Consider the following 19,361-nt stretch of genomic DNA (forward strand, 5'->3'; position numbering starts at 1 on the left):
ACGGCTCCGAACGGCGCTGAATGAGACGGAAACTGAGACGGACAGTAGAGCCGGCCTCGCTAGCATCCTCCGTGTCGAGGAGAAGCCATGACAATGGGCCGCACGGGAGCACGACGCATCGTTGTCGACGGTACGGCCTATCGCTGGCGGCTGCGTCGTAGGCCGACCTACTCTCAGGCCCTGTCCTGGACGTCGTGCACGTTCGCGGTCGAGCACGCAGACGCCCCCGGGGCAACGCTCGTGGTCACCACCAACCAGCCTCATCCGAGCAACTGGTTGGGACGTGAGGCCAAGCCAGTACTTCCCTCCGACGTTGCTCACGCCATCGAACTCGCCCTCCGAGAGGGTTGGTCCCCGGAGACTCCAGGCTCCCCGTTCCATCTCGACTGGTCCGCCGGCTTCACGCCCGCGCCTTAGCGATGTCGAGGTGAGCGTTCACTAAAGACTGATGGGGATCTCGTAGACGACCTCGCACAGAGCAGCGGGAACGACGATGTCCGCTGTCTCCACGGGCCGACCCTGGTCGCTGTAGTACGTCCGCCGGATGTGCGTGACCAGGCTGGCCTTCTGGATGCCGAGGAGCGACGCCTCCTCAGCATTCGCTTGCCGCGGCTCCGGTTGCTCTACGGCATGGCTGACCGTGATGCCGATCTCGGCCATGCGGTTCACCACCCCCACCCCGGCGTGCGGCCCACCCTCCGGCAGAACGACGAGCGTGCCGCCCGTGAGGTCGTACGGCTCCCAGCTCGTCGACAACTGCACCGGCTTGCCGTCGGCCAGGAACTCGTACACGGTGCGGACGCACAGATCACCCTCGCCGATACCGAGGCGCGACGCGATCTCAGCCGGTGCCGGCACCTTCGCCTCGGTCCGACTCTCCCAGTCGCCCAGCTTGCCCACGGCCTTCATATCCGCGCGGAACGGGGAGCCGGCGGGCTGCTCGCGCGCCGAGGAACGGACCATGCGTACCCGCTGACGAGGGGCGGCAACGTACGTGCCGGATCCGGCACGACCTTCCAGCACTCCCTGAGAGATCAGCAGCTCCTGAGCCCGGCGAACCACGTTCTCCCCGACGCCGCACTCCTGCCCGATCTGGGCTCGTGACGGGAGCCGGTCTCCCGGCGTCCACTCATGCTCCGCGATCCGTCGCCGGAGTTCGTCAGCGATGCGGAGGTACGGCGGCTGCTCAGGCATATGGAAAATCTAGTCCACTAGCTCTAATCTAGTTAACTAGATTTACTCCAAGTGATCACCCGACGACGGAGGCTGCCCTGTGCCTGCTTCGGAAGCAAGAGCCGAAGACATCGCAGCCCGGTGGTCCGCCGTCGGCCTCATCCCCCGCGTGGAACAGCACGCCCAACTCACGTCGATCGAAGCGGAGGTCCCGGAGTCGCTCCCCGCCGAGTCGTGGCGGGACGTCTTGGAAGCAGTGGCGGAGGCCGATCGATTCGGGCTCCTCGCCAACAACTTGAACGGCCGCACCTTATGGGCGGTCGTACGCACAACGGCCCCCGCGACGGGCGATGTCCGGGGGCCTGGCCGTCAGCGATAGGAGCTGATCAGCATGTTCAACCGTAGCCGCCATAGCGTCTCGCACGCCGATGAGAGGTGCGTCCCGCTGAGCCGGAGCCACCGTTCCCCGATGCCCTTCCGGCCGGCGGGCGCGCCCCGCGATCCCGTGGCGCACAACTGGTCCGCAATGGCGGAGGCCCTTTGATGCCTCCTCGTCAACAGCCACACGTGACTCACCCGAAGGCCGTTACGTACCAGTCGAGTTCCTGCCGGATCGGTAGGCACGGCGAGTGCGCGCACTCCACGCCCGCGGCTGCACCGATCGGCATCCCCGTGGTCTACGAGGCGTGCAGCTGCTCCTGCCACACGATGGCTGCCGATCCTGCCCGAACGGACGGGCTTCAGTGAGGGGCCGGGCACCGAGCGGTGCAGCGATCGCCCCTGTCGAGATCACATCTGCCAGCGTGCAGCGCGGCGACGTCATCCAGATCGGCGGTCACCCGTGTCGCGTCACCGACCTGCTCCAGCTTCCCGGCGGAGCGAAGCGCCTGTGGTTCGAGTCGGGCGAGTTGCTCACCATGCACTCCCGGACTCGGCTCGTAGCCCTACGAACGCTGAGAAGGTGGTGATGCGGCCCATGCCCTCTCGTCGCCATATCATCGCCGATGACATCCGAAACAAGATCTCGACCGGCCGGATCAAGGCCGGCGAACGCCTCCCATCCGAGGCACAGCTCGCTTCCGACTACGCAGTCAGCACAGCGACGCTGCGAAACGCCCTGGCGATCCTCCACGGTGAGGGGCTCGTCGAGAAGATCCACGGCAAGGGAAACTTCGTCCGCTACCCCCTCCGCAGAATCACCTACCTCGGGGGCGGCCTAACGCCCAGGACGAAGCCCTCGTCCGACTCGGCATTTCGCGTCAACGTTCGCGCCACCAACCTTCAGGCACGCGGCCAACTGATCGGCCTGCTGGGGGTGTCGGCAAACAGCCCGCTCACCGAATTCTTCTGCCTCAGCCATGAGGGCAAGTCACCACACAGCCTCGCTCGCATCTACGTGCCTCATGAGCTTGCGCCGACCGGCGTTCCTGCCGAATCCCACTGCTACGAAGTCGTGACGGCGAAGCTGGCAGAGCTCCGCCCGCCCCTGGCCGAGGTCCGAGAACGAGTCAGCGCTCGCCCTCCGACACCAGAGGAGGCGACGACCCTTCGAATCAGCTCGACTTTGGCAGTGCTCGCGATCACGCGCGTCGCAGCCGACCGCACCGGACGCGTGGTCGAGGCCGCGCTCCTCATCCTCCCAGGCGACCGAAGCGACGCACTCTTCACCACCCACCACGTGACCCATGAGGGGACGAGCAGAGAATGACGTTCCACAACAACGAGCTGCGACTCCTCCCGTGGTCCGGGCCGGACGGTCAGCCTTGCTATCTGAGCACCGAGAACAACGGCGGCTACCTGTCCCGTGTGGCTGACAACACCGAAGCGCTTCAACTGGAAGTCGCAGCCGAACTCGGCGAGCACGCGCTCGAAGTACTCAGCGACTGGCAGAACTGGCCGAACGAGCTACGACTCCTGGTGACGGACATGGCTGGGGCATTGCGCGACGTGCGCCGCGTAGCGATCAGCCGCGGCCACCGCCTGTCGCTAACAGAACCGCCCGCATACGAGGGAAGCGATGAGGGGCCTCAGCTGCCGGCGGCGGCCTTCGGCTAGCAGCGACATACGGAACGGCAAGGGAGCCCCGCGCTCTGGGGCTCCCTTGCTTCATGAGGGTCGCTTTGTAAGCCTGGTGGGAGCCCCCAGCGCATCTGTGGTGGTTACACCACGCGCCGCACCCTCCCGCCGGCAACCCAGTCGCTGCGCTTCCACGCGCCCTGTGGACCGTGACTGTCCGCTCGATCTGGCACACATCTGGCACGCTCCGACTACCGATTTGGGAGTTCGATCCGGGCCCACTCCGCCTACTGCTGTCATCCGTGGATGTCAGAAGCCTTAAGGCGACGTCGTCAGGCGTTCCAGCGCCATCCGTTGTAGTCCTCGCAGGTGGCCATGCGCCCATTGCTGGCCTTGAGAGTGCGGCCGTGGTCGGCCTTCGCGCAGTACTCACCCTCAACGACAACCTTGCCTGTGGAGGTACAGGCGTAGCCGGTCTGGCTGCCGTCACTGGAGCAGGTGTGAGGGCCACTGGAGTCCGGCTTCTTGGTGGCCGGTGCGGGCGCCGGGTAGGTGTTCTTCGGGGGCGGCTTGGGCGTGGACTTAACACACGCGGAGGCAGTCTTGGCGAGGTACAGATATATCTCGGTGGAGTTCGTAATCCAGCTTCCCTGCGCGGGGTCCGTGGAGCAGATAACCCAGCTGCCGAAGTTACCGCCTGAAGGGAGCGATAACCCCTTATTCGCCGTTCGGTTGGTGATCATTCCCAGTCGGAGGTGATGGTCGCGCAGTAGTTCCACGGCACTATCCTGCGTTTTGCCCTTGAGGGAAAGTAACGTGAAGAGATTCGCCGTGGGCGTCTCCTCCGGAGTGGGCATCGGGGATGCAATCGTGGGCGTGGTGCCCTGTGTCTTTTTGGCAGTGTCGGCCGTGCCGTTGCTGTCGGTTTCACTGCCTTTGGGCTGGCAGGCGGTGGCGGCCAGCAGCGTGAGGGTGGCTAGGCGTAGGCTGATCGTCTTCTTCACCGTCGTCCTTGATGTGGGTCGAGCGATTAAATGCCCTCGTCTAGATCCGAGAACGCGCTTCGAAATGAGCTGGCGCTGCTCCTCTGGAGAGCAGAATCCTCAAAAAGAGACTCCTGCCCTTCGCAGACGTTGAAAACGTTCTGCGGCGCATACCCGAAATGCAACTCACTAGCGGCGTTAAATGCATCCACCATGTCAGTTTCGCCCAACTCGCGAAATGATGCCAGATAAGACAAGAGTGCATGTCCCATCGGATCGCCGGCGTTTTCCCGAAATCGGTTCCTTGTCGCCCATTCATCTCGTACTGCCTCTGTCAGGCGAGGGGCGAGAGAGCTTCGCACTTGCGAGAAGAGTCGCGAACGGTCGTCCTGGGTCAGGAGAATCCGCCAAGCATCATCACCAAGCCATGCGGTGTCTATACTTCCCACAGCCAACTTCGCCATTTGGTCTACAGCCAGTCGTCTATGTTTTTCAGGTAGAAGGCCGAGACGGTGAAGACGAGCGAGCAACTTGGGTTCCGGTGCGGACGAAACGGGGGAAAAGAAGTCTGTGAGTCGCGAAGGAATCGCAGGATAGCCGGACATGAATGCCGTCAGCATTCGATCGCTGCACTTCTCTCCCAGATACCCTGCCGCATCACCGGTCCAGCATGACCCTTCGGGCCATTCCTCGAAAAGCGCGGCGAGCCGCTTAGTCACGGCGGCATAAAGAGGCTCAGGAATCCGCAACAAGGTTCCGTCCTGCTGCTCAGCGCCTGCCGTCAAACAGTGGGTGTGACTAAGTATGGCAGCGTCGTCCATACCCCTTAGAACGACGGGCAGAAGGTGTTGCTGGTTAACCAGCCACGCAGCGAACCCCTCCCACAATGTTGGATGCTTGAACGACCATGTTGCCTCACAAGTTCCTCCGGTGGTGTGCTGCAGAAATGTGCCGGTCAGCGCTGTAAGTGCTCTGCCTGTTGCACCGACAGTCGCCCCCACCCGTTCGATGACTTTTCGCTGCGCGCGATCCAGTTTCAGCGGACTCGCAAGTCCGTACGGCGACGCTACGTAGACGAGCGCGAGAGCAGCATGGGCGTCAGCGTCAAGTTGACTGTATACATCTGAGAGAAACTGGTGAGGGTGGGACATAAACGACACAATGCCGGATCGACTGAGTGCCAAATTGTGAGTGAAAGCGCGTAGTCCGAGTCGGCGTGCAGCTTCCGGGCGAAACGGCTCAGCATCTGCGGCGGCTTCCAGATGCGGCTTCATCTGACGGAGCACGCTGGATGGCTGGTCGCCAGCAGCCAGGTTATTGTAAAGAATCTGCTGCCGTTCCGCTTGGGTGATATCGGCAACGTCCACGGTAACTTGTTGTTCCCTTAGTAAGGGATATGCGTAAGTCTTCAGATACTTGCGAGCCTCGTTGTAGATGTAGCTTCGCGAGGTCAGAACAACTCGCGCCCCGTTCTTGACTGCGCCCGTAAGGTGGGGGAGATCTCGCACCCAATTATCGGTCAGGCGCCGTTCGTGACGAACCGCCCCGAAGGCGTCATCAATCCAGAAGAATTGATCTTTCTCATGAGGATTCCATCGATGTACAAGCTCCTCGGAGGTGCGCGCTTTGATATTCACGCAGCCCCAGTTATCCGCTGCACTAATCGCGAGCATGAGCGCGATAGCAGATTTACCAACCGCAGGCTCGCCCAGTAGCAAGACGAATCCGTGTTCGCGCAGAGCCTGAGCAGCTTTGCGATATGCGCTGGTAACCACGAAGGTGGATACCTGGTCCCTCGCCGATTCCATCAGTATTGAAGCCTGTGCATAAGCACGCTCGTCTAGAATCTGCGATAAGTCACCCAGCCCATAGACCCGGGGGACGAACATGCGCAGAGCCCTGTTTGCGGCGATGGTGTCGCACAGCCACTGGCCGTCCAAGACCAGCGGATGTGCGACACCACACTCCATGAGCCGCTTACGGATGGCTTCTTCGGCCGTTCCAGTCACCCGAGCGTTCGTCAGCAGTACATAGGCACCGCACACTCCCCTATCAACGAGCCCACGCACCTTGTCGAACTCATCGTTGAGCATTGAAATCGACAGTGTGGAGTCTGCGCCCTTGGTGTGCTTGGCTTGCAGTACGAACGGGCCTTCGGGTAGGTCCTTAAATCCGTGGCCGTCCGTTGGGTTGGACCACGTACCATAGAAGGCGCCGTCCCGCCCTGCATCGTTTGAGTCCGCAAAGGTGTGCACTGATTGCCCCCACACCTGCCGAAGCACCGCTGCGCACAAGTCTTGGAATGCGCGCCACCCAAGCGTGTGCAATGCGAAGCGTGGGGAGCCGGGAGCAACGGCTTGCTGGGCGTCCATGCCTGTCATTATGGCTCGCGTCGCGGCTGGCCTCTGGGGGTTCTGGCAGATCGATGTGCCTATGAGTACGTGCGCTCAAACAGGAGATCGTCGATGCCACAGGAAGTGCCAACGGCGGGACGCTAGCTGACGCGAGAAGGCAACCAGCTCGGCGGAGCTGGTTTGGCCGGTGGCCTGCCCGGTTTGAGGTCGAGCATGATCAAGGAGCCCGTACGCTTGCCGGCAACTCGGGCAGGCTGTGAACTTGCCCGGAATTTGAACGGGTGGCTCCCTGCTCTTGCTCGGCGCGGGACCCGAACCGGGGAGGTGGCTGACGCCGTGGAGCCGACCGTCCCTAGCCACAGCCGGTCTCGTATGAACTTCTCGCTACTGGCTGCTCGCTTGCGCGGCCAAGTGGACCGGGCCGAAGCGGAGCGGAGCGGACAGGAGCGGCGGCCCGGGGAGCCGGGCCGCGTACGGTGAGCGGAGCGATCTGCCTGGGGCGGGGGGAGACAGATTTCGATAGCAGCCCATGAAGCAGGTCCTGTTGCCCCCCTCGTTGCGAACTACCGGCGGGGCAGTCGCTGAGGTCTGCCCGGCTGGTAGTCAGTAACCCTGCAGTCGGTGCTGATCAGTTGGCATCACCGTAGTTGCTGTACTTCGCTGCTGTACAGCACGGCGGGCTAACCACCGCTTTTAGGGGTTCGATCGATAGTTAGGCGACGCGTGGTGCCTACACGACGATATGGCCGTGATAGGCCGCTCCGATGTGCCCATATCTCCCGTCGTTGATGTCAGACGTGGATGTCAGTCGGTGAAGAGCTTCAGGTATGGGCAGGGTTCCAGGACGCCGCACAGCCCGTCCGACCACCTCCACTAGACGTACCGACTGTCGCAGGCCGAGACCACGCGGCAGGACTGGGGGTAGGTAGGCCGTGGCTCCTCGTCGAACATTGCGTGCAGCACGCGGAGCGGTGCTGGCCTAACAGTCCCCCGATTGATAGCCGGAAAAAATTCCCGGAATTGATGCAATTGAGGCTACACATGCCAGCCGCGCTCAGGTTGCAGCCCGCACCTCCCTTTCCTTTATAGCTCTCATGGAGATTTCGGAAACTCGCCAGTTCGCCTCAAAGATGGCCACTTTGCAAATAACGCTTTGGCGGAGCCGTCGAGTGCAATACTTCTCGTCGATTGAGTCACTAATGCGACCGACATAGAGCTCTCCAACTATGAACGCCACAACTGCTACCAGCAGACCCCAAAAGAGCCCTAGGTGAAAGAATCCACTGGCCGCATCAACAAGGAGGCCGAGAACGCAGAAACCGACAAGGAATTTAAATGCAACTCGAAGGAAGTGCGAGAAAGAGAATTCCCACTTGATGCGTGAAATTTTCCGGGCTGCGGCGTCGCTCTGCTTCGCAAACATGTCACGGAAAGGAGCGTCAAGTGATTCAACAACTTCGAGAGCCGTGCGCGCACTATTGCTGCGCTGACGCATCAAATCAAGGAGCCTTTGCTGAAGAATCATTGTTTTCTTCAGATCCGAATCGCTGACCTCTGCAATCAACTTCTGATTGTTGAGGTGAAGCTCGTCCAATTTCCGAGACTGTTCGTCTCTTTCGCGCTGGAGCATTCTTGCATCTAGCTCGGCCTGTCGCGCTTCTGCGCGCCATCGTGCCGCCTCGGACCGCGCTCTCAACGTCATAACCTCAACCTCTTCTCTGATCTGATGCTCCATCTCCCTTGGGCTTTGCCCCGTCTCCAACTTCTGCAAGCGACAGGCAGCTTTATCTATTATTTCTCTTGTCTCATCCAGATATATGGCTTGGGGGGTTCGGGCTGCACTGGCTGCGGTGTCGATGATCGCAGAGATCTTATCGGAGCAGCTTGCAGATTTCGACTTGTGACGGGGAATTGGAAGCCTTACGGACATTCTGTGAACCCGCTTTCATTCCTGCCGATGAGGCGCAGCACTCCACCTCCCAAGGCGGTAAGGAGATGCGCGGGATCCAGCGTCCGCTAAGTTCGCAGATATTGCATGCTCTGACAAGCATTCGGGTGAATGTTTACTGTGTCATCCGTGCGCTTGCTTCGCTTGACGATCCAGCGGCGACCTGGCGTCATTTCTGCCCGGCGCTGGGTCTCTTCGCTCGCATCGGGCCGCTCATTCAAGAGGATGCTCCGCGGGACTTGCTGCTACTCCGAATGGAGCATCCTATCGCCGTGCTGAGTGGCAGGCTACTCTCGTCATTGCAAGACTGTGGCCGGGCCGCTAAGAGCTATCTGATCTTCGCTCCGCCTGCTGCACCACGCGGAGTCTGGGAGCCTCGATGAAGCCAAGATTCCGACGGAATAAGACCAGTAGCACTCATCTGGCGCTGGACCCTCGCTTGGATCTGGCCTACAAAGCAGAGATGCGCAGCCTCGATATGCAGGCGGCAGCTTTGGATGCTCTCCGCTCGCGATCGGCCACCCTTTTCGCTGTCACTTCGCTAGTTGCGACACTACTCGGGGGAGAAACCCTAAAGAAGAATGGGCTGCATGGACCGGCTATTTGGTGTGCCATAGTGGCGCTCGCATTGTCTTGCATAGCCACGTTGCTTGTCCTGTGGCCTTGGCGGTGGTGGCAAGCCCGAATAGACGGTACATACGTAATTGAAAAATGGGTGAGTAAAAACGACCCTGCGGTGAAACCCTTGGCGGTCACAGGGAAATCGATGAACTATGTGCTCGATAGATGCACGAAGGCTGCCTCAAAGAAATATCTCAGTAATGATAAGAGGGTGGCTAGGCTGGAAAAGATGTACCAAATTTCTGCGGTTCTGGTAATTGTTCAAATCGTAGCGTGGCTCGTTGCACTTTAGGTGGTGTCATGATTAGTGGTGGGAATGCTGGAGATCAAGGAAGTGTGAATGCCGAGACTGATGATCCGTTCCATCGGCCGCACACTATCGCTCTTGGTGGTGGCAGCGTGAGGGTGCGCTATCAGCAGTCAAATCGTGATGGTGACCTCCTTTCCATCAAGCTGAAGGTGCAGAATCTAACCTCGCACCGTCTTTATGCCGGTGACTTTCGTCCGGCACTAGTCACGGATGCAGAAGAATACGTACATGGGCGAGTAACAGGCATCTATCATCGCGGAGAAGCAGTTAAGGGTGTACCGCCATCCGCTACGGCTTCGTTGCATGTGGTGTCCCATTCAGGAGCCCATGATGCACAGGCGATCACTCTGAATATTTCTGGGCGCGAGGTTTCCATCCCCCTCGGACGCTCACTTGGGGGGCCCGGTTCAAGTTGAATTTCTGGGTAGCGGCACCTCGCAGGTGTCGCGGGCCCCACGGGTGTCGCCTCGGCACGGGCCCCAAGCGGGCGGCGGAACGGCTTTGGGCTGGAGCTGCTTTGGGGCGAGTGATCATGGCCCCGTAAGCTGATGGCGCGTCGGGCAGTCTGTGGACCTGCCCGGTAAAGCACGACGTTGGGGCCATGATCTTAGAGGCTCGCCCCAAAGTGGCTGCCTAAAGCCGTGGAGCCGACCGCCCCAGCCACGACGCACCCCTTTCTCTGACATCAGGTGGCTGATTGCTCGGTGCGCGGCACGGGCGCCGGTCGGGCTGAAGCGGGGCGGAGACAGGAGCGCAGGCCCGGCCGGGGGTCGGGCCGCGCGCGGCGAGCGTGAGTGAGCCGCCTTGATGAAGTAGGGAAAGTTCTATCGCGCCGGTGTCAGGTGATTGCCGTCATGGCTGCGCACGTGAGGGCCCGCTCCGTCCAGGGCGTCCAGGAAGCGGATTGCGTAGACCTCGGACATGGAGTCCGCTACCTCGTCAGGCGTGAGCCAGGTGACTGCCGTCGACTCGCTGGAGGTGCGTTCCTCGCCGCCGACCGGCTTGCAGCGGAAGACCAAGGCGACGATGCCTCGCGTCATGTTCTTGTAGATCCCGGTGAGCTCGTCCACCTCGATGTGGATGCCCGTTTCTTCCCAGACCTCGCGTCGTACGCCGGCTTCCGGGGTTTCGTTGAGTTCGAGCACTCCGCCCGGCAGCTCCCAAGCGCCGTTGTCGGCCCGCCGGATCGTGAGGAGCTTGCCGTCCTCGCGGACCACGACCCCGGCCACAGACACGGAGTGGAGTGGCGTTGACTGGGCTTCCGAGGCGCTGTTACTCATGTACAGGAGCATAGGAGGCTGGAGAGAACGATGGGAACCGCGGTAGGAGGGGGTAAGGCCGTACCTCGGTACGTGCAGATCGCCGACGACATCGTGCAGCAGATCAGGGCCGGCGTTCTCAAGCCCGGCGACATGGTGCCGAGCGAATCGGAGCTGGTCGAGCGCTATGGGGTCGCGGGCGGCACGATCCGGAAGGCGATGGTGGAGGTCCGCGCGAGCGGCCTGGTGGAGACCCGCCACGGCAAGGGCTCGATCGTGAAGGACCGGCCGCCGGTACGGCACCGTTCCTCCGACCGCTTCCGCCGCTCGCACCGGCAGGGCGGCAAGGCTGCGTATCTGGCGGAGTCGGCGCAGTCGGGAGCCACGGCCAAGGTCAGCGTTCTGTACATCGGCCCCGTGGAGGCCCCGGAGGACGTGGCCGAACGCCTCGGAGTCGAGCCCGGTGCTCAGGTCCTCGCTCGCCGGCGGCTCTACTTCCGTAACGGCACTCCGGTCGAGACGGCCAGCTCGTACCTGCCGTGGGACGTCGTGAAGGACATCCCTCAGCTCTTCGCCGAGAACCCCGGCGGCGGTGGCATTTACGCCCGACTCGAAGACCACGGGCATGAGTTCGCCGAGTTCGTGGAGACCTTGCAGGCTCGGCCGGCATCGAAGGCGGAGGCGTCCGAGCTGGCTCTCAGCCCTGGTGCTCCCGTCGTTCATCTCGTCCGTGAGGCGTTGACGACCGAGGGGCGTGTGGTGGAGGTCTGCGACACCCTCATGGCCGCTGACCAGTTCGTTTTCAGCTACCGCATCCCTGCCACGGACTGACACACGCTCAACTTCCCTCAGCCCGCCCAGACTTCTTCGTCCGGGCGGGTTGACTCATGTATAGGAGTCAGGCACTCTTCTTCATGTCACTCATGTACATGAGTGACGGAGTCCGTCATCTATAGAGGAGTGATCAGTAGTGCGTCAGATCCCCGTCGACACCTCCGCCGCCACCGTGATGGTTGCGAAGCAGCCGCAGATCAAGATCAAGGACCGTCGTACCGGTGAGGTCGCCCTCGACGTCGAGACCGGAGCGAAGCTGATGACCGTGGACGTGATGTTCGCGGCCAACGACGAGGTGGAGATCCTTTCCGTCACCGTCCCCGAGACCGGCGTCTCCGGTGAGCTGGGCATGGGTGTGCCGGTGGCGCTCACCGGCCTGATCGCCCGCCCCTGGGAGAACGAGTTCAACGGGCAGAAGCGGCACGGCATCGCCTTCCGCGCCGTGGCGGTCACCTCGCTCGCCGGCGGCGGCTCGCAGGCCGAGGCAGCCTGATCATGGCCCGCGCCTCGGTCGTACTCCTGCTGGTCGTCGCCACCGCTCTCGTACTACGGTGGCGGCGCCCCGCCTGGTACTGGATGACCTTCGGGGTCACCCTCGCCACGCTGCGGGTCTTAGTCCGCTACGCCTCGGTCATGGACGCCTGTGGACTGACGGTCCCGCCCTCGCGCTGGCGGCTCGCACTCTCCCGCATGACCGACCGCCCGGCCCCTGAACCGCGCGCACCGCGCATCCTCCGCCTCCGGCCCACTCGTACCGGGCTGGTCCTGCGGCTCAAGCTCCGTCCCGGTCAGGACGCTTTCGACGTCTCTGCGGCCGCCGATCGGCTACGGCACTCCTTCGGGATGTACAGCGTCACCGCACGGGAGATCTGCTCCGGTGTGATCGAACTGCGGATGACCGGCTACGACGTGCTCAGGCGTGTGCAGATGCCCGCCAAGATCGATCGCGCTCCGATGCGTGTGCCTGTCGCCCTGCGCGAGGACGGGGCGGTCCACTACCGCGACTACCGGGCCGTTCCGCACGGTCTCACCCTCGGGGCCACCGAGTCGGGCAAGTCCGTCTACCAACGGAACCTGGTGGCCGGCCTCGCCGCCCAGGACGTCGCCCTCGTCGGCATCGACTGCAAGCAGGGGGTCGAGCTCTTCCCGCTCGCTCAACGCTTCTCCGCCCTCGCGGACGACCAGGACACCGCTCTCGAACTGCTCGAAGCGCTGGTGTCGCACATGGAGTCCGTCTATCAACTCGTCCGCGAACAGCAGCGCATCAGCGTGAACGTCCCGGACGCGGAGATCGCCGCCGACATCTGGGACCTGGCCGCGGACCTGCGGCCGCCTCCCGTCGTCGTCCTGGTGGACGAGGTGGCCGAACTCGCGCTCTTCGCCTCCAAGGAGGAGGAGAAGCGCAGGGACCGGATCATCACCGCGCTCGTCCGCCTGGCCCAGCTCGGCCGTGCGGCCGGCATCTACCTGGAGATCTGCGGCCAACGTTTCGGCTCCGAACTCGGCAAGGGCATCACGATGCTCCGGGCCCAGCTCACCGGCCGCACCGCGCACCGCGTCAACGACGAGACCAGCGCCAACATGGCCTTCGGCGACATCTCCCCGGACGCCGTACTTGCGGCCATCCAGATACCCGCGGACGCTCCCGGCATTGCGGTCGCCGGTGACTCGACCGGTGGCTGGTCCCGCATCCGTGCCCCGCACACGTCGCTTCGCGCGGCGGTCAACCTCTGCAACAAGTACGCCGACCGCACGCCGGACGTACCCGCACTCGCGCCCTTCCGGCCGGTTGTCGGCTCGTCGGCGTCCGGTGCTCTGAAGCTCAACAAGGCTTCCACCGCGACTGCTTGACCCTTCCTCTCCCAAGGCTGGCGCTACCTCGACGCGCCAGGTCCCTACCCCCTCCATGCCAGATTCCGGAAGGAGAACCGTCATGGGACGCATCCGCCCGGACGCCGTCCTCGTACAAGCCGTCATCGCCGGAGCGCTCTCCTTCGCCCACCTCCACGACCTGGCAGCCGCTGCGGGGCAGGACGGGTGGAAGGCATGGGCCTACCCGATCAGCGTCGACCTGCTGCTGGTCGCGGCCTGGCGGCGGCTTCGCAGCGGCGGTGCTTCCCGGCTCGCCTGGTGCTGGTTCGTGGTCGCCTTGGTGGCCTCGCTCGGCGCCAATGTCGCGACCGCCGGGTTCCTCGACCTCCGGCACCCGCCCGCCTGGCTCCGCTTCGGCATCGCCGGATGGCCGGCGCTCGCCTTCCTCGGCGGGACCCTGCTGGCCCATACGCGGAGTGCAGCCGAAGCCGCCGATCCTGCTCCGCCGGCCGACGTGACTCCTGCACCTGCTCCCGTACCGGCGCCGGTCGCGGCTGCGGCCGCTGAGCCTGCGGACCGTCCGTCCGAAGTGGAAATCGCCAAAGTTCCCGCAGCTGAACCACGCGCCGTACCGCCCCGGCCTGCACCCACGCCTGGGCCTGTCCCGGCCGCCCTCGTCGACCACGCACGCAAGGTCGCCGACGAACACCGTGCCCGTACCGGCGACCCGATCGATACCGACACCCTGCGGACCCGCCTCGGCGTCCCACCTCAGCTTGCTGACGCCATCGCCGCCCAACTCGCCTGATCGCGAAGGAGATCCACCATGCCCGCCCGCGACAACTTCCACTCCCTCATGCGGATCGGCCCCGTACAGATCGGCACGTACCGCGACCGCCACGGCCGCACCAAACACGCCGCCGTCTGCACCGCCGACCGCTGCGGCTGGTCGGCCGACTTCAACAGCCGCTCGGCCGCCCAGCTCGCCGCCCGTAGCCATCGCTGCATCTTCCGCTGACCGACTGAGGAGACACCCGTGAACGTTCCACTCTGGCTCGCCCTGATTGTCGTCGGCTACCTCGGGCTCAAGCTCATCCGCCCGCCCTGGTGGCTTGTGGCCGTGCTCCTGCTCGGCGGCTACCTACTCGCCGACAGCTTGCTCGCGCCCGTCATCGACACCGCCGTCAAGTAACGCCGACGGAAGGGAGATCCGCCATGTTGCGCCCCAAGGTCCCAACCAACCCGACGCCCACCGGGCTCGTCGTTCCTCCCACCGTCAAACCGACCGCCATCGTGCGGCACACCCCGCCGCCGACCCCCGTCGCCCAGTCCTCCACCCGCCGTGCGGTCCAGCTCACGCCCACCACCGCGCTCGCCCTCGTCGGCGGTGGCACAGCCGTGGTCCTGGTCGCCGGCGCCGTCCTGGTCTCGATGCTCTTGGCGGTCGCCATCAGCGGGGCGTCCGTCGCCGTCTGCGCGGTCGTCCTCCGCTCGCTGCTCGCCTCCGGGCGCACGCGCCACTGACCGGCCCCCGGGCGGCCTCAACCGCCAAGTATCCGCCGCCCGGGAGCCGTGCTCCTGTCCGAACCACAGATCCGGAAGGAACCCCCATCATGACCGACCACACCCGCGTACGCGGGAGGTCGCCCGTGCCTGCTCCGCTCCTCGACCCGATCACCCTCGGCGACCTGCTGAGGGTGGCTTCGGCCCCCGACTACGACCGCTGGGCCGACCAGATCCACCGCACCGGCGGCTGCTCCGACCCGATCCACCTCACCGGCTGGACCGTCACCAAGGACCGCACGTCCGGCGAGATCCTGCACCGCTACACCACCGCCGATGAACCGGGCGGACGCCTCCGCCTCGCCTGCGGCAACCGTCGCGCTTCCCGCTGCCCAGCCTGCGCCTGGACCTACGCCGGGGACACCTACCACCTCATCCGCGCCGGCCTGGCCGGAGACGACCGCCGCGACCTCCCCGCCACCGTCCGAGACCACCCCCGCGTCTTCGCCACCCTCACCGCGCCGTCCTTCGGACCCGTGCACAACCGGCCCGACCGAGGCGCCTGCCGCTGCGGGACACAACACCGCACGGACGATCCAGCGCTTGGCACCGCGCTGACCCCAGAGACGTACGACTACGCCGCCGCCGTCCTGTTCAACAACCACGCGGGCGACCTCTGGCAACGCTTCACCACCCGACTCCGCCGCGAACTGGCCGCCCGCGCTGGCCTCACCCAACGCGACCTCAAGGAATCGGCCCGCCTCTCCTACGGCAAGGTCGCCGAGTTCCAGAAGCGCGGCGCCCTTCACTTCCACGCGGTGATCCGCATCGACGGACCGCACGGGCCCGGAACACCGCCTCCGCATTGGGCGCGCGTCGACCTGCTGATCGAGGCGATCCGAGCCGCCGCCACGCACCCCTACACCTCGGTCACGTCGCCGGCTTCCGGGGACCAGCCCACCCGAACCTTCCACTGGGGCACACAGCTCGACGTACGGCCCGTCAAAGCCTTCGGCGACGGCTCCGACATCACCGAACAGGCGGTCGCCTCCTACGTGGCCAAGTACGCGACCAAGGCCGCCGAGACCACCGGCACCCTCGACCGGCGCATCGGCGAACTCTCCGAGCTGGACCGCCACCAGGTCCCCGACCACACCCGCCGCCTAATCACCGCGTGCAAGACCCTGGACCCCCTCTACCCGGATCGCCGCCTCTGGGCCTGGGCGCACATGCTCGGCTTCCGCGGCCACTTCTCCTCGAAGTCCCGCCACTACTCGACCACCCTCGGCGAGCTGCGCGCGGCCCGTGCCGACTTCCGCGCCGCCCAGGAACGCGAAGCCGTCGGCCTCGAACCCCCGGAGCCGGACACCGTCCTCGTCCTGACCGACTGGCGGTACGTCGGCCACGGCCACACCCCCGGCGAATCCGCTCTCGCCGCCACCATCGCCCGCGACATCCAGACCAGCCGCGAAACCGCACGCGAAGCCCGCGCCGAACTCCTAGCCGAGGAGGACTGGACATGACCACCGACAGCAGCCAGTTGCTGACCGTGCCCGAGGTCATGGCACAGCTCAAGTTCGGCCGCTCCAAGGTCTACGACCTGATCCGCTCGAAGCGCCTCGTCTCCATCACCGAGGGCCGCTGCCGCCGCATCCCCGAAGGCGCCCTGCACGACTACATCCGCGACCGGATCGAGGAGGCCGCCTGATGGCACAGCAGCGCAAGCGCAACCCCAACGGTGCCGGCACCATCACCAAGCGCAAGGACGGCCGCTACCAGGCCGCCGTCTACGTCCTCCAGCCCGATGGCACCCGCGCCCGCAAGTTCGCCTACGGCAAGACCTGGGCCGAGTGCGACACGAAGCGGCGCGAACTCCTGACGAAGGTCGACAGCGGCGTCCCCGTCCCCACCCGCTCCGCCAAGCTCGCCGAGTGGCTGCCGTACTGGCTGGACAACGTGATCAAGCCCAACCGGAAGCGCAGCACGTACAGCAAGTACGCGATGCACGTGCGGCTCTACCTCGTGCCCCTGCTCGGCACGAAGCGATTGGAGACCCTCGGCCCGCGTCACGTCCGGGTGTTCCTCGCCGACGTGGCCCGCAAGTCCTCCGCGGCGACGGCCAAGGAAGCTCACCGCGTGCTCCGTACGGCTCTGACGGCAGCCACCCGGGAGGAGTTGGTCACGCGCAACGTTGCCTCGCTCGTAGAGGCCCCCAAGTTCGTCAGCCGCGAGACCACGCCCTGGACGCTCGACGAGACGCTGACGTTCCTGGAAGAGGCCCGCCGCGATCCGCTCTACGCCGCCTTCGTCCTCGCCATCGCCATGGGCCTGCGCCGCGGTGAGGTCCTCGGGCTGCGCTGGTCGGACGTGGACCTCGACGGCCGCGTGATCCGGATCAGCAACCAGGTGCAACGCATCGGCGGCGAGCTGTACCAGGACACCACCAAGACCGGGAAGATCCGCCCCGTACCGCTGCCCCTCATCTGCCTGGCCGCTCTCCGCTGGCACAGGCTCCGTCAGACTCACGAGGCAGAGAAGCGGGGCACCGAGCTGTCCCCAGCCGGCCTCGTCTTCACCACCCGGTCCGGTCGACCCATCGAGCCGCGGAACCTGAACCGCTCCTTCTCCCGGCTCACCGCCTCGGCGGGCCTCCGCCCGATCCGTCTGCACGACGCTCGGCACGGCTGCGCCACCCTGCTCACCGCGGCCGGCGTGGCTCCGCGCGTGCTGATGGAGATCCTCGGGCACAGCCAGATCAGCATGACCATGGACGTCTACACGCATGTGGCGCAGGACACACAGCGGGAAGCGATCAGCCACATGGACCGGCTGCTGAAGCGGCGGATCGCTCGTGAGTGATCGCTGACGGCGTTGATGTCATCCGTAGATGTCAGAAGCCCCAGGCCACCAACCGGCCCGGGGCTCCGTCCCTGTTCAAGCTAAGAGCCCCCTGTCGGATTCGAACCGACGACCTTCGCTTTACAAGAGCGGTGCTCTGACCAGCTGAGCTAAGGAGGCGTGCCGGAAGAAGTGTACCCAGGCGGGCCGGGTGCCGGGCTCCTTAATTTGTGAGAACGGACTACTGACACCAGGGGGCCGCACAGGTAGCGTCACGGGGAAGTCCACATCAGTGGACTACACCACTCCTTTTACTCGGATCGTCCGGCACGTTCCTGCCGGTGAAGGGACTCTCACCATGGCTACGGTCACCTACGACCAGGCAACCCGGATCTACCCGGGTTCCGACAAGCCCGCCGTCGACAAGTTGGACATCGCCATCGAGGACGGCGAATTCCTCGTCCTGGTCGGCCCCTCCGGATGCGGCAAGTCCACCTCCCTGCGCATGCTCGCGGGGCTGGAGGACGTCGACGGGGGCGCCATCCGCATCGGGGACCGCGACGTCACCCATCTTCCGCCCAAGGACCGGGACATCGCCATGGTGTTCCAGAACTACGCGCTCTACCCGCACATGACCGTCGCCGACAACATGGGCTTCGCGCTCAAGATCGCCGGCGTGCCGAAGGCCGAGATCCGGCAGAAGGTCGAGGACGCGGCGAAGATCCTCGACCTCACCGAGTACCTGGGGCGCAAGCCCAAGGCGCTCTCCGGTGGTCAGCGGCAGCGGGTCGCGATGGGCCGGGCGATCGTGCGGGAGCCGCAGGTCTTCCTGATGGACGAGCCGCTGTCCAACCTGGACGCGAAGCTGCGCGTGCAGACGCGTACGCAGATCGCCGGGCTGCAGCGCCGGCTCGGGATCACCACGGTCTACGTCACCCACGACCAGGTCGAGGCCATGACCATGGGCGACCGGGTCGCGGTCCTCAAGGACGGGCTGCTCCAGCAGGTCGACTCGCCGCGGAACATGTACGACCGGCCGGCCAACCTCTTCGTGGCCGGGTTCATCGGCTCGCCGGCGATGAACCTCGTCGAGGTGCCGATCACCGACGGCGGGGTCAAGTTCGGCAACAGCGTCGTACCGGTGAGCCGGGAGGCGCTGAGCGCGGCCGCCGACAAGGGTGACCGCACGGTGACCGTGGGCGTCCGCCCCGAGCACTTCGACATCGTCGAGCAGAACGGCGCCGCGGCGAAGTCGCTGTCCAAGGAGAGCGCGGACGCCCCGGCCGGTCTGGCCGTCACCGTGAACGTCGTCGAGGAGTTGGGCGCCGACGGCTACGTGTACGGCACCGCGGAGGTCGGCGGCGAGGTCAAGGACCTGGTCGTCCGTGTCAACGGCCGTCAGGTGCCGGAGAAGGGCGCCCAGCTGCACGTCGTGCCGCGGCCGGGCGAGACGCATGTCTTCTCGACGTCGTCCGGGGAGCGTCTGTCCGACTGAGCGGTACCGGGCCAGCGGTACCGGACTGCACCGCGTCGCCTGAGCCGTGACGCGCGGCGGGTGTGCGTGTGAGTGGTGGGGGGGGGGGGGGGGGGCCCCCCCCCCCCCCCCCCCCCCCACCGTTAAAAGGCGGTAGAGGCTGTGTAGCAGTGGCGGACGGCGCCCCACCACGCCCGAACACCGAACGAAAAAAGGGGTCAAAAAGGGCGTTTAGT

At 64.8% G+C, this 19,361-nt stretch carries 23 protein-coding genes and 1 tRNA gene; 18 read left to right on the forward strand and 6 right to left on the reverse strand.

Annotation, left to right across the window (positions count from 1 at the left end):
• The first annotated feature begins 87 nt into the window (after window positions 1-87).
• On the forward strand, window positions 88-417 hold the full coding sequence (locus ACFV1J_RS25355; RefSeq protein WP_385861589.1) for a hypothetical protein: 330 nt from the start codon (window positions 88-90) through the stop codon (window positions 415-417).
• 21 nt (window positions 418-438) lie between these two features.
• Here ACFV1J_RS25355 and ACFV1J_RS25360 read toward each other — a convergent pair whose 3' ends face one another.
• Window positions 439-1,194: a GntR family transcriptional regulator gene (locus tag ACFV1J_RS25360; protein WP_385861591.1), complete on the reverse strand. Its 756-nt coding sequence runs from the start codon at window positions 1,192-1,194 to the stop codon at window positions 439-441.
• Window positions 1,195-1,273: 79 nt separating this feature from the next.
• Here ACFV1J_RS25360 and ACFV1J_RS25365 point away from each other — a divergent pair, with 79 nt between their 5' ends.
• From ACFV1J_RS25365 to ACFV1J_RS25380, 4 genes are all read left to right on the forward strand, one after another.
• Complete coding sequence (locus ACFV1J_RS25365) at window positions 1,274-1,552, forward strand: hypothetical protein (protein ID WP_385861592.1); 279 nt, start codon at window positions 1,274-1,276, stop codon at window positions 1,550-1,552.
• 364 nt (window positions 1,553-1,916) lie between these two features.
• Complete coding sequence (locus tag ACFV1J_RS25370) at window positions 1,917-2,141, forward strand: hypothetical protein (RefSeq protein ID WP_385861593.1); 225 nt, start codon at window positions 1,917-1,919, stop codon at window positions 2,139-2,141.
• An 8-nt stretch (window positions 2,142-2,149) separates the two neighbouring features.
• Window positions 2,150-2,881: a GntR family transcriptional regulator gene (locus ACFV1J_RS25375; protein WP_385861594.1), complete on the forward strand. Its 732-nt coding sequence runs from the start codon at window positions 2,150-2,152 to the stop codon at window positions 2,879-2,881.
• The gene (locus ACFV1J_RS25380) at window positions 2,878-3,228 is read left to right on the forward strand and encodes a hypothetical protein (RefSeq protein WP_385861596.1); all 351 of its coding nucleotides are present in this window, start codon (window positions 2,878-2,880) and stop codon (window positions 3,226-3,228) included. The genes ACFV1J_RS25375 and ACFV1J_RS25380 overlap by 4 nt, the downstream gene beginning before the upstream one ends.
• Before the next feature lie 293 nt (window positions 3,229-3,521).
• Here the strand turns inward: ACFV1J_RS25380 and ACFV1J_RS25385 are convergent, their stop codons facing one another.
• The 3 genes from ACFV1J_RS25385 to ACFV1J_RS25395 all read right to left on the reverse strand — a co-directional run bounded on the left by ACFV1J_RS25385 (window position 3,522) and on the right by ACFV1J_RS25395 (window position 8,261).
• Window positions 3,522-4,193, reverse strand: a complete 672-nt coding sequence (locus tag ACFV1J_RS25385; protein ID WP_385861598.1) for a PASTA domain-containing protein — start codon at window positions 4,191-4,193, stop codon at window positions 3,522-3,524.
• Window positions 4,194-4,219: 26 nt separating this feature from the next.
• A complete protein-coding gene (locus ACFV1J_RS25390; RefSeq protein ID WP_385861600.1) occupies window positions 4,220-6,544 on the reverse strand; it encodes a hypothetical protein in 2,325 nt (774 codons plus the stop codon).
• A 1,036-nt stretch (window positions 6,545-7,580) separates the two neighbouring features.
• Entirely contained in the window at window positions 7,581-8,261 is a 681-nt protein-coding gene (locus ACFV1J_RS25395) for a hypothetical protein (protein WP_385861602.1), read from the reverse strand.
• 676 nt (window positions 8,262-8,937) lie between these two features.
• Between ACFV1J_RS25395 and ACFV1J_RS25400 the strand changes: the two genes are divergently transcribed.
• Window positions 8,938-9,387, forward strand: a complete 450-nt coding sequence (locus ACFV1J_RS25400; protein ID WP_385861604.1) for a hypothetical protein — start codon at window positions 8,938-8,940, stop codon at window positions 9,385-9,387.
• 44 nt (window positions 9,388-9,431) lie between these two features.
• Window positions 9,432-9,821: a hypothetical protein gene (locus ACFV1J_RS25405; RefSeq protein ID WP_385861605.1), complete on the forward strand. Its 390-nt coding sequence runs from the start codon at window positions 9,432-9,434 to the stop codon at window positions 9,819-9,821.
• Window positions 9,822-10,229: 408 nt separating this feature from the next.
• On the opposite strand, the gene ACFV1J_RS25410 is transcribed toward ACFV1J_RS25405, so the two are convergent.
• Window positions 10,230-10,697 (reverse strand): NUDIX hydrolase, encoded by a 468-nt coding sequence (locus ACFV1J_RS25410; RefSeq protein ID WP_385861607.1) that lies wholly within the window; start codon window positions 10,695-10,697, stop codon window positions 10,230-10,232.
• Window positions 10,698-10,715: 18 nt separating this feature from the next.
• On the opposite strand from ACFV1J_RS25410, the gene ACFV1J_RS25415 reads away from it, so the two are divergent.
• The 10 genes from ACFV1J_RS25415 (at window position 10,716) to ACFV1J_RS25460 (ending at window position 17,672) form a co-directional block, all read left to right on the forward strand.
• Window positions 10,716-11,495, forward strand: a complete 780-nt coding sequence (locus tag ACFV1J_RS25415) for a GntR family transcriptional regulator (RefSeq protein WP_385861609.1) — start codon at window positions 10,716-10,718, stop codon at window positions 11,493-11,495.
• A 139-nt stretch (window positions 11,496-11,634) separates the two neighbouring features.
• Window positions 11,635-11,991: a hypothetical protein gene (locus tag ACFV1J_RS25420; protein WP_385861611.1), complete on the forward strand. Its 357-nt coding sequence runs from the start codon at window positions 11,635-11,637 to the stop codon at window positions 11,989-11,991.
• A 2-nt stretch (window positions 11,992-11,993) separates the two neighbouring features.
• On the forward strand, window positions 11,994-13,349 hold the full coding sequence (locus tag ACFV1J_RS25425) for an FtsK/SpoIIIE domain-containing protein (protein WP_385861613.1): 1,356 nt from the start codon (window positions 11,994-11,996) through the stop codon (window positions 13,347-13,349).
• 82 nt (window positions 13,350-13,431) lie between these two features.
• Window positions 13,432-14,118 (forward strand): DUF2637 domain-containing protein, encoded by a 687-nt coding sequence (locus ACFV1J_RS25430; protein WP_385861615.1) that lies wholly within the window; start codon window positions 13,432-13,434, stop codon window positions 14,116-14,118.
• Window positions 14,119-14,136: 18 nt separating this feature from the next.
• Entirely contained in the window at window positions 14,137-14,328 is a 192-nt protein-coding gene (locus tag ACFV1J_RS25435) for a mobile element transfer protein (protein ID WP_385861617.1), read from the forward strand.
• An 18-nt stretch (window positions 14,329-14,346) separates the two neighbouring features.
• Entirely contained in the window at window positions 14,347-14,502 is a 156-nt protein-coding gene (locus tag ACFV1J_RS25440; protein ID WP_381392891.1) for a hypothetical protein, read from the forward strand.
• Between the two features lie 23 nt (window positions 14,503-14,525).
• Window positions 14,526-14,834 carry a SpdD-like protein gene (locus ACFV1J_RS25445; RefSeq protein WP_385861619.1) on the forward strand — a complete coding sequence of 103 codons (309 nt, stop codon included), beginning with the start codon at window positions 14,526-14,528 and terminating at the stop codon, window positions 14,832-14,834.
• Between the two features lie 89 nt (window positions 14,835-14,923).
• Window positions 14,924-16,336, forward strand: coding sequence for a replication initiator protein RepSA (gene repSA, locus ACFV1J_RS25450; protein ID WP_385861621.1), 1,413 nt, complete (start codon window positions 14,924-14,926; stop codon window positions 16,334-16,336).
• The gene (locus ACFV1J_RS25455) at window positions 16,333-16,521 is read left to right on the forward strand and encodes a helix-turn-helix transcriptional regulator (protein ID WP_385861623.1); all 189 of its coding nucleotides are present in this window, start codon (window positions 16,333-16,335) and stop codon (window positions 16,519-16,521) included. Before repSA ends, ACFV1J_RS25455 begins: the two co-directional genes overlap by 4 nt.
• A complete protein-coding gene (locus ACFV1J_RS25460) occupies window positions 16,521-17,672 on the forward strand; it encodes a tyrosine-type recombinase/integrase (protein ID WP_385861625.1) in 1,152 nt (383 codons plus the stop codon). Before ACFV1J_RS25455 ends, ACFV1J_RS25460 begins: the two co-directional genes overlap by 1 nt.
• Window positions 17,673-17,757: 85 nt before the next feature.
• On the opposite strand, the gene ACFV1J_RS25465 is transcribed toward ACFV1J_RS25460, so the two are convergent.
• Window positions 17,758-17,831 (reverse strand) — tRNA-Thr (locus ACFV1J_RS25465).
• Window positions 17,832-18,009: 178 nt separating this feature from the next.
• Between ACFV1J_RS25465 and ACFV1J_RS25470 the strand changes: the two genes are divergently transcribed.
• On the forward strand, window positions 18,010-19,146 hold the full coding sequence (locus tag ACFV1J_RS25470) for an ABC transporter ATP-binding protein (protein ID WP_385861627.1): 1,137 nt from the start codon (window positions 18,010-18,012) through the stop codon (window positions 19,144-19,146).
• The last annotated feature ends 215 nt before the right edge of the window (window positions 19,147-19,361 follow it).

Source organism: Streptomyces sp. NPDC059649, from assembly GCF_042734445.1.
Classification (GTDB): domain Bacteria; phylum Actinomycetota; class Actinomycetes; order Streptomycetales; family Streptomycetaceae; genus Streptomyces.

Coding starts and splice junctions, on each gene's coding strand:
- ACFV1J_RS25355 (WP_385861589.1), top strand. CDS start 88: ATGACAATGGGCCGCACGGGAGCACGACGCATCGTTGTCGACGGTACG.
- ACFV1J_RS25360 (WP_385861591.1), bottom strand. CDS start 1,194: ATGCCTGAGCAGCCGCCGTACCTCCGCATCGCTGACGAACTCCGGCGA.
- ACFV1J_RS25375 (WP_385861594.1), top strand. CDS start 2,150: ATGCCCTCTCGTCGCCATATCATCGCCGATGACATCCGAAACAAGATC.
- ACFV1J_RS25380 (WP_385861596.1), top strand. CDS start 2,878: ATGACGTTCCACAACAACGAGCTGCGACTCCTCCCGTGGTCCGGGCCG.
- ACFV1J_RS25390 (WP_385861600.1), bottom strand. CDS start 6,544: ATGGACGCCCAGCAAGCCGTTGCTCCCGGCTCCCCACGCTTCGCATTG.
- ACFV1J_RS25395 (WP_385861602.1), bottom strand. CDS start 8,261: ATGGAGCATCAGATCAGAGAAGAGGTTGAGGTTATGACGTTGAGAGCG.
- ACFV1J_RS25400 (WP_385861604.1), top strand. CDS start 8,938: ATGCGCAGCCTCGATATGCAGGCGGCAGCTTTGGATGCTCTCCGCTCG.
- ACFV1J_RS25410 (WP_385861607.1), bottom strand. CDS start 10,697: ATGCTCCTGTACATGAGTAACAGCGCCTCGGAAGCCCAGTCAACGCCA.
- ACFV1J_RS25415 (WP_385861609.1), top strand. CDS start 10,716: ATGGGAACCGCGGTAGGAGGGGGTAAGGCCGTACCTCGGTACGTGCAG.
- ACFV1J_RS25425 (WP_385861613.1), top strand. CDS start 11,994: ATGGCCCGCGCCTCGGTCGTACTCCTGCTGGTCGTCGCCACCGCTCTC.
- ACFV1J_RS25430 (WP_385861615.1), top strand. CDS start 13,432: ATGGGACGCATCCGCCCGGACGCCGTCCTCGTACAAGCCGTCATCGCC.
- ACFV1J_RS25435 (WP_385861617.1), top strand. CDS start 14,137: ATGCCCGCCCGCGACAACTTCCACTCCCTCATGCGGATCGGCCCCGTA.
- ACFV1J_RS25445 (WP_385861619.1), top strand. CDS start 14,526: ATGTTGCGCCCCAAGGTCCCAACCAACCCGACGCCCACCGGGCTCGTC.
- repSA (WP_385861621.1), top strand. CDS start 14,924: ATGACCGACCACACCCGCGTACGCGGGAGGTCGCCCGTGCCTGCTCCG.
- ACFV1J_RS25455 (WP_385861623.1), top strand. CDS start 16,333: ATGACCACCGACAGCAGCCAGTTGCTGACCGTGCCCGAGGTCATGGCA.
- ACFV1J_RS25460 (WP_385861625.1), top strand. CDS start 16,521: ATGGCACAGCAGCGCAAGCGCAACCCCAACGGTGCCGGCACCATCACC.
- ACFV1J_RS25470 (WP_385861627.1), top strand. CDS start 18,010: ATGGCTACGGTCACCTACGACCAGGCAACCCGGATCTACCCGGGTTCC.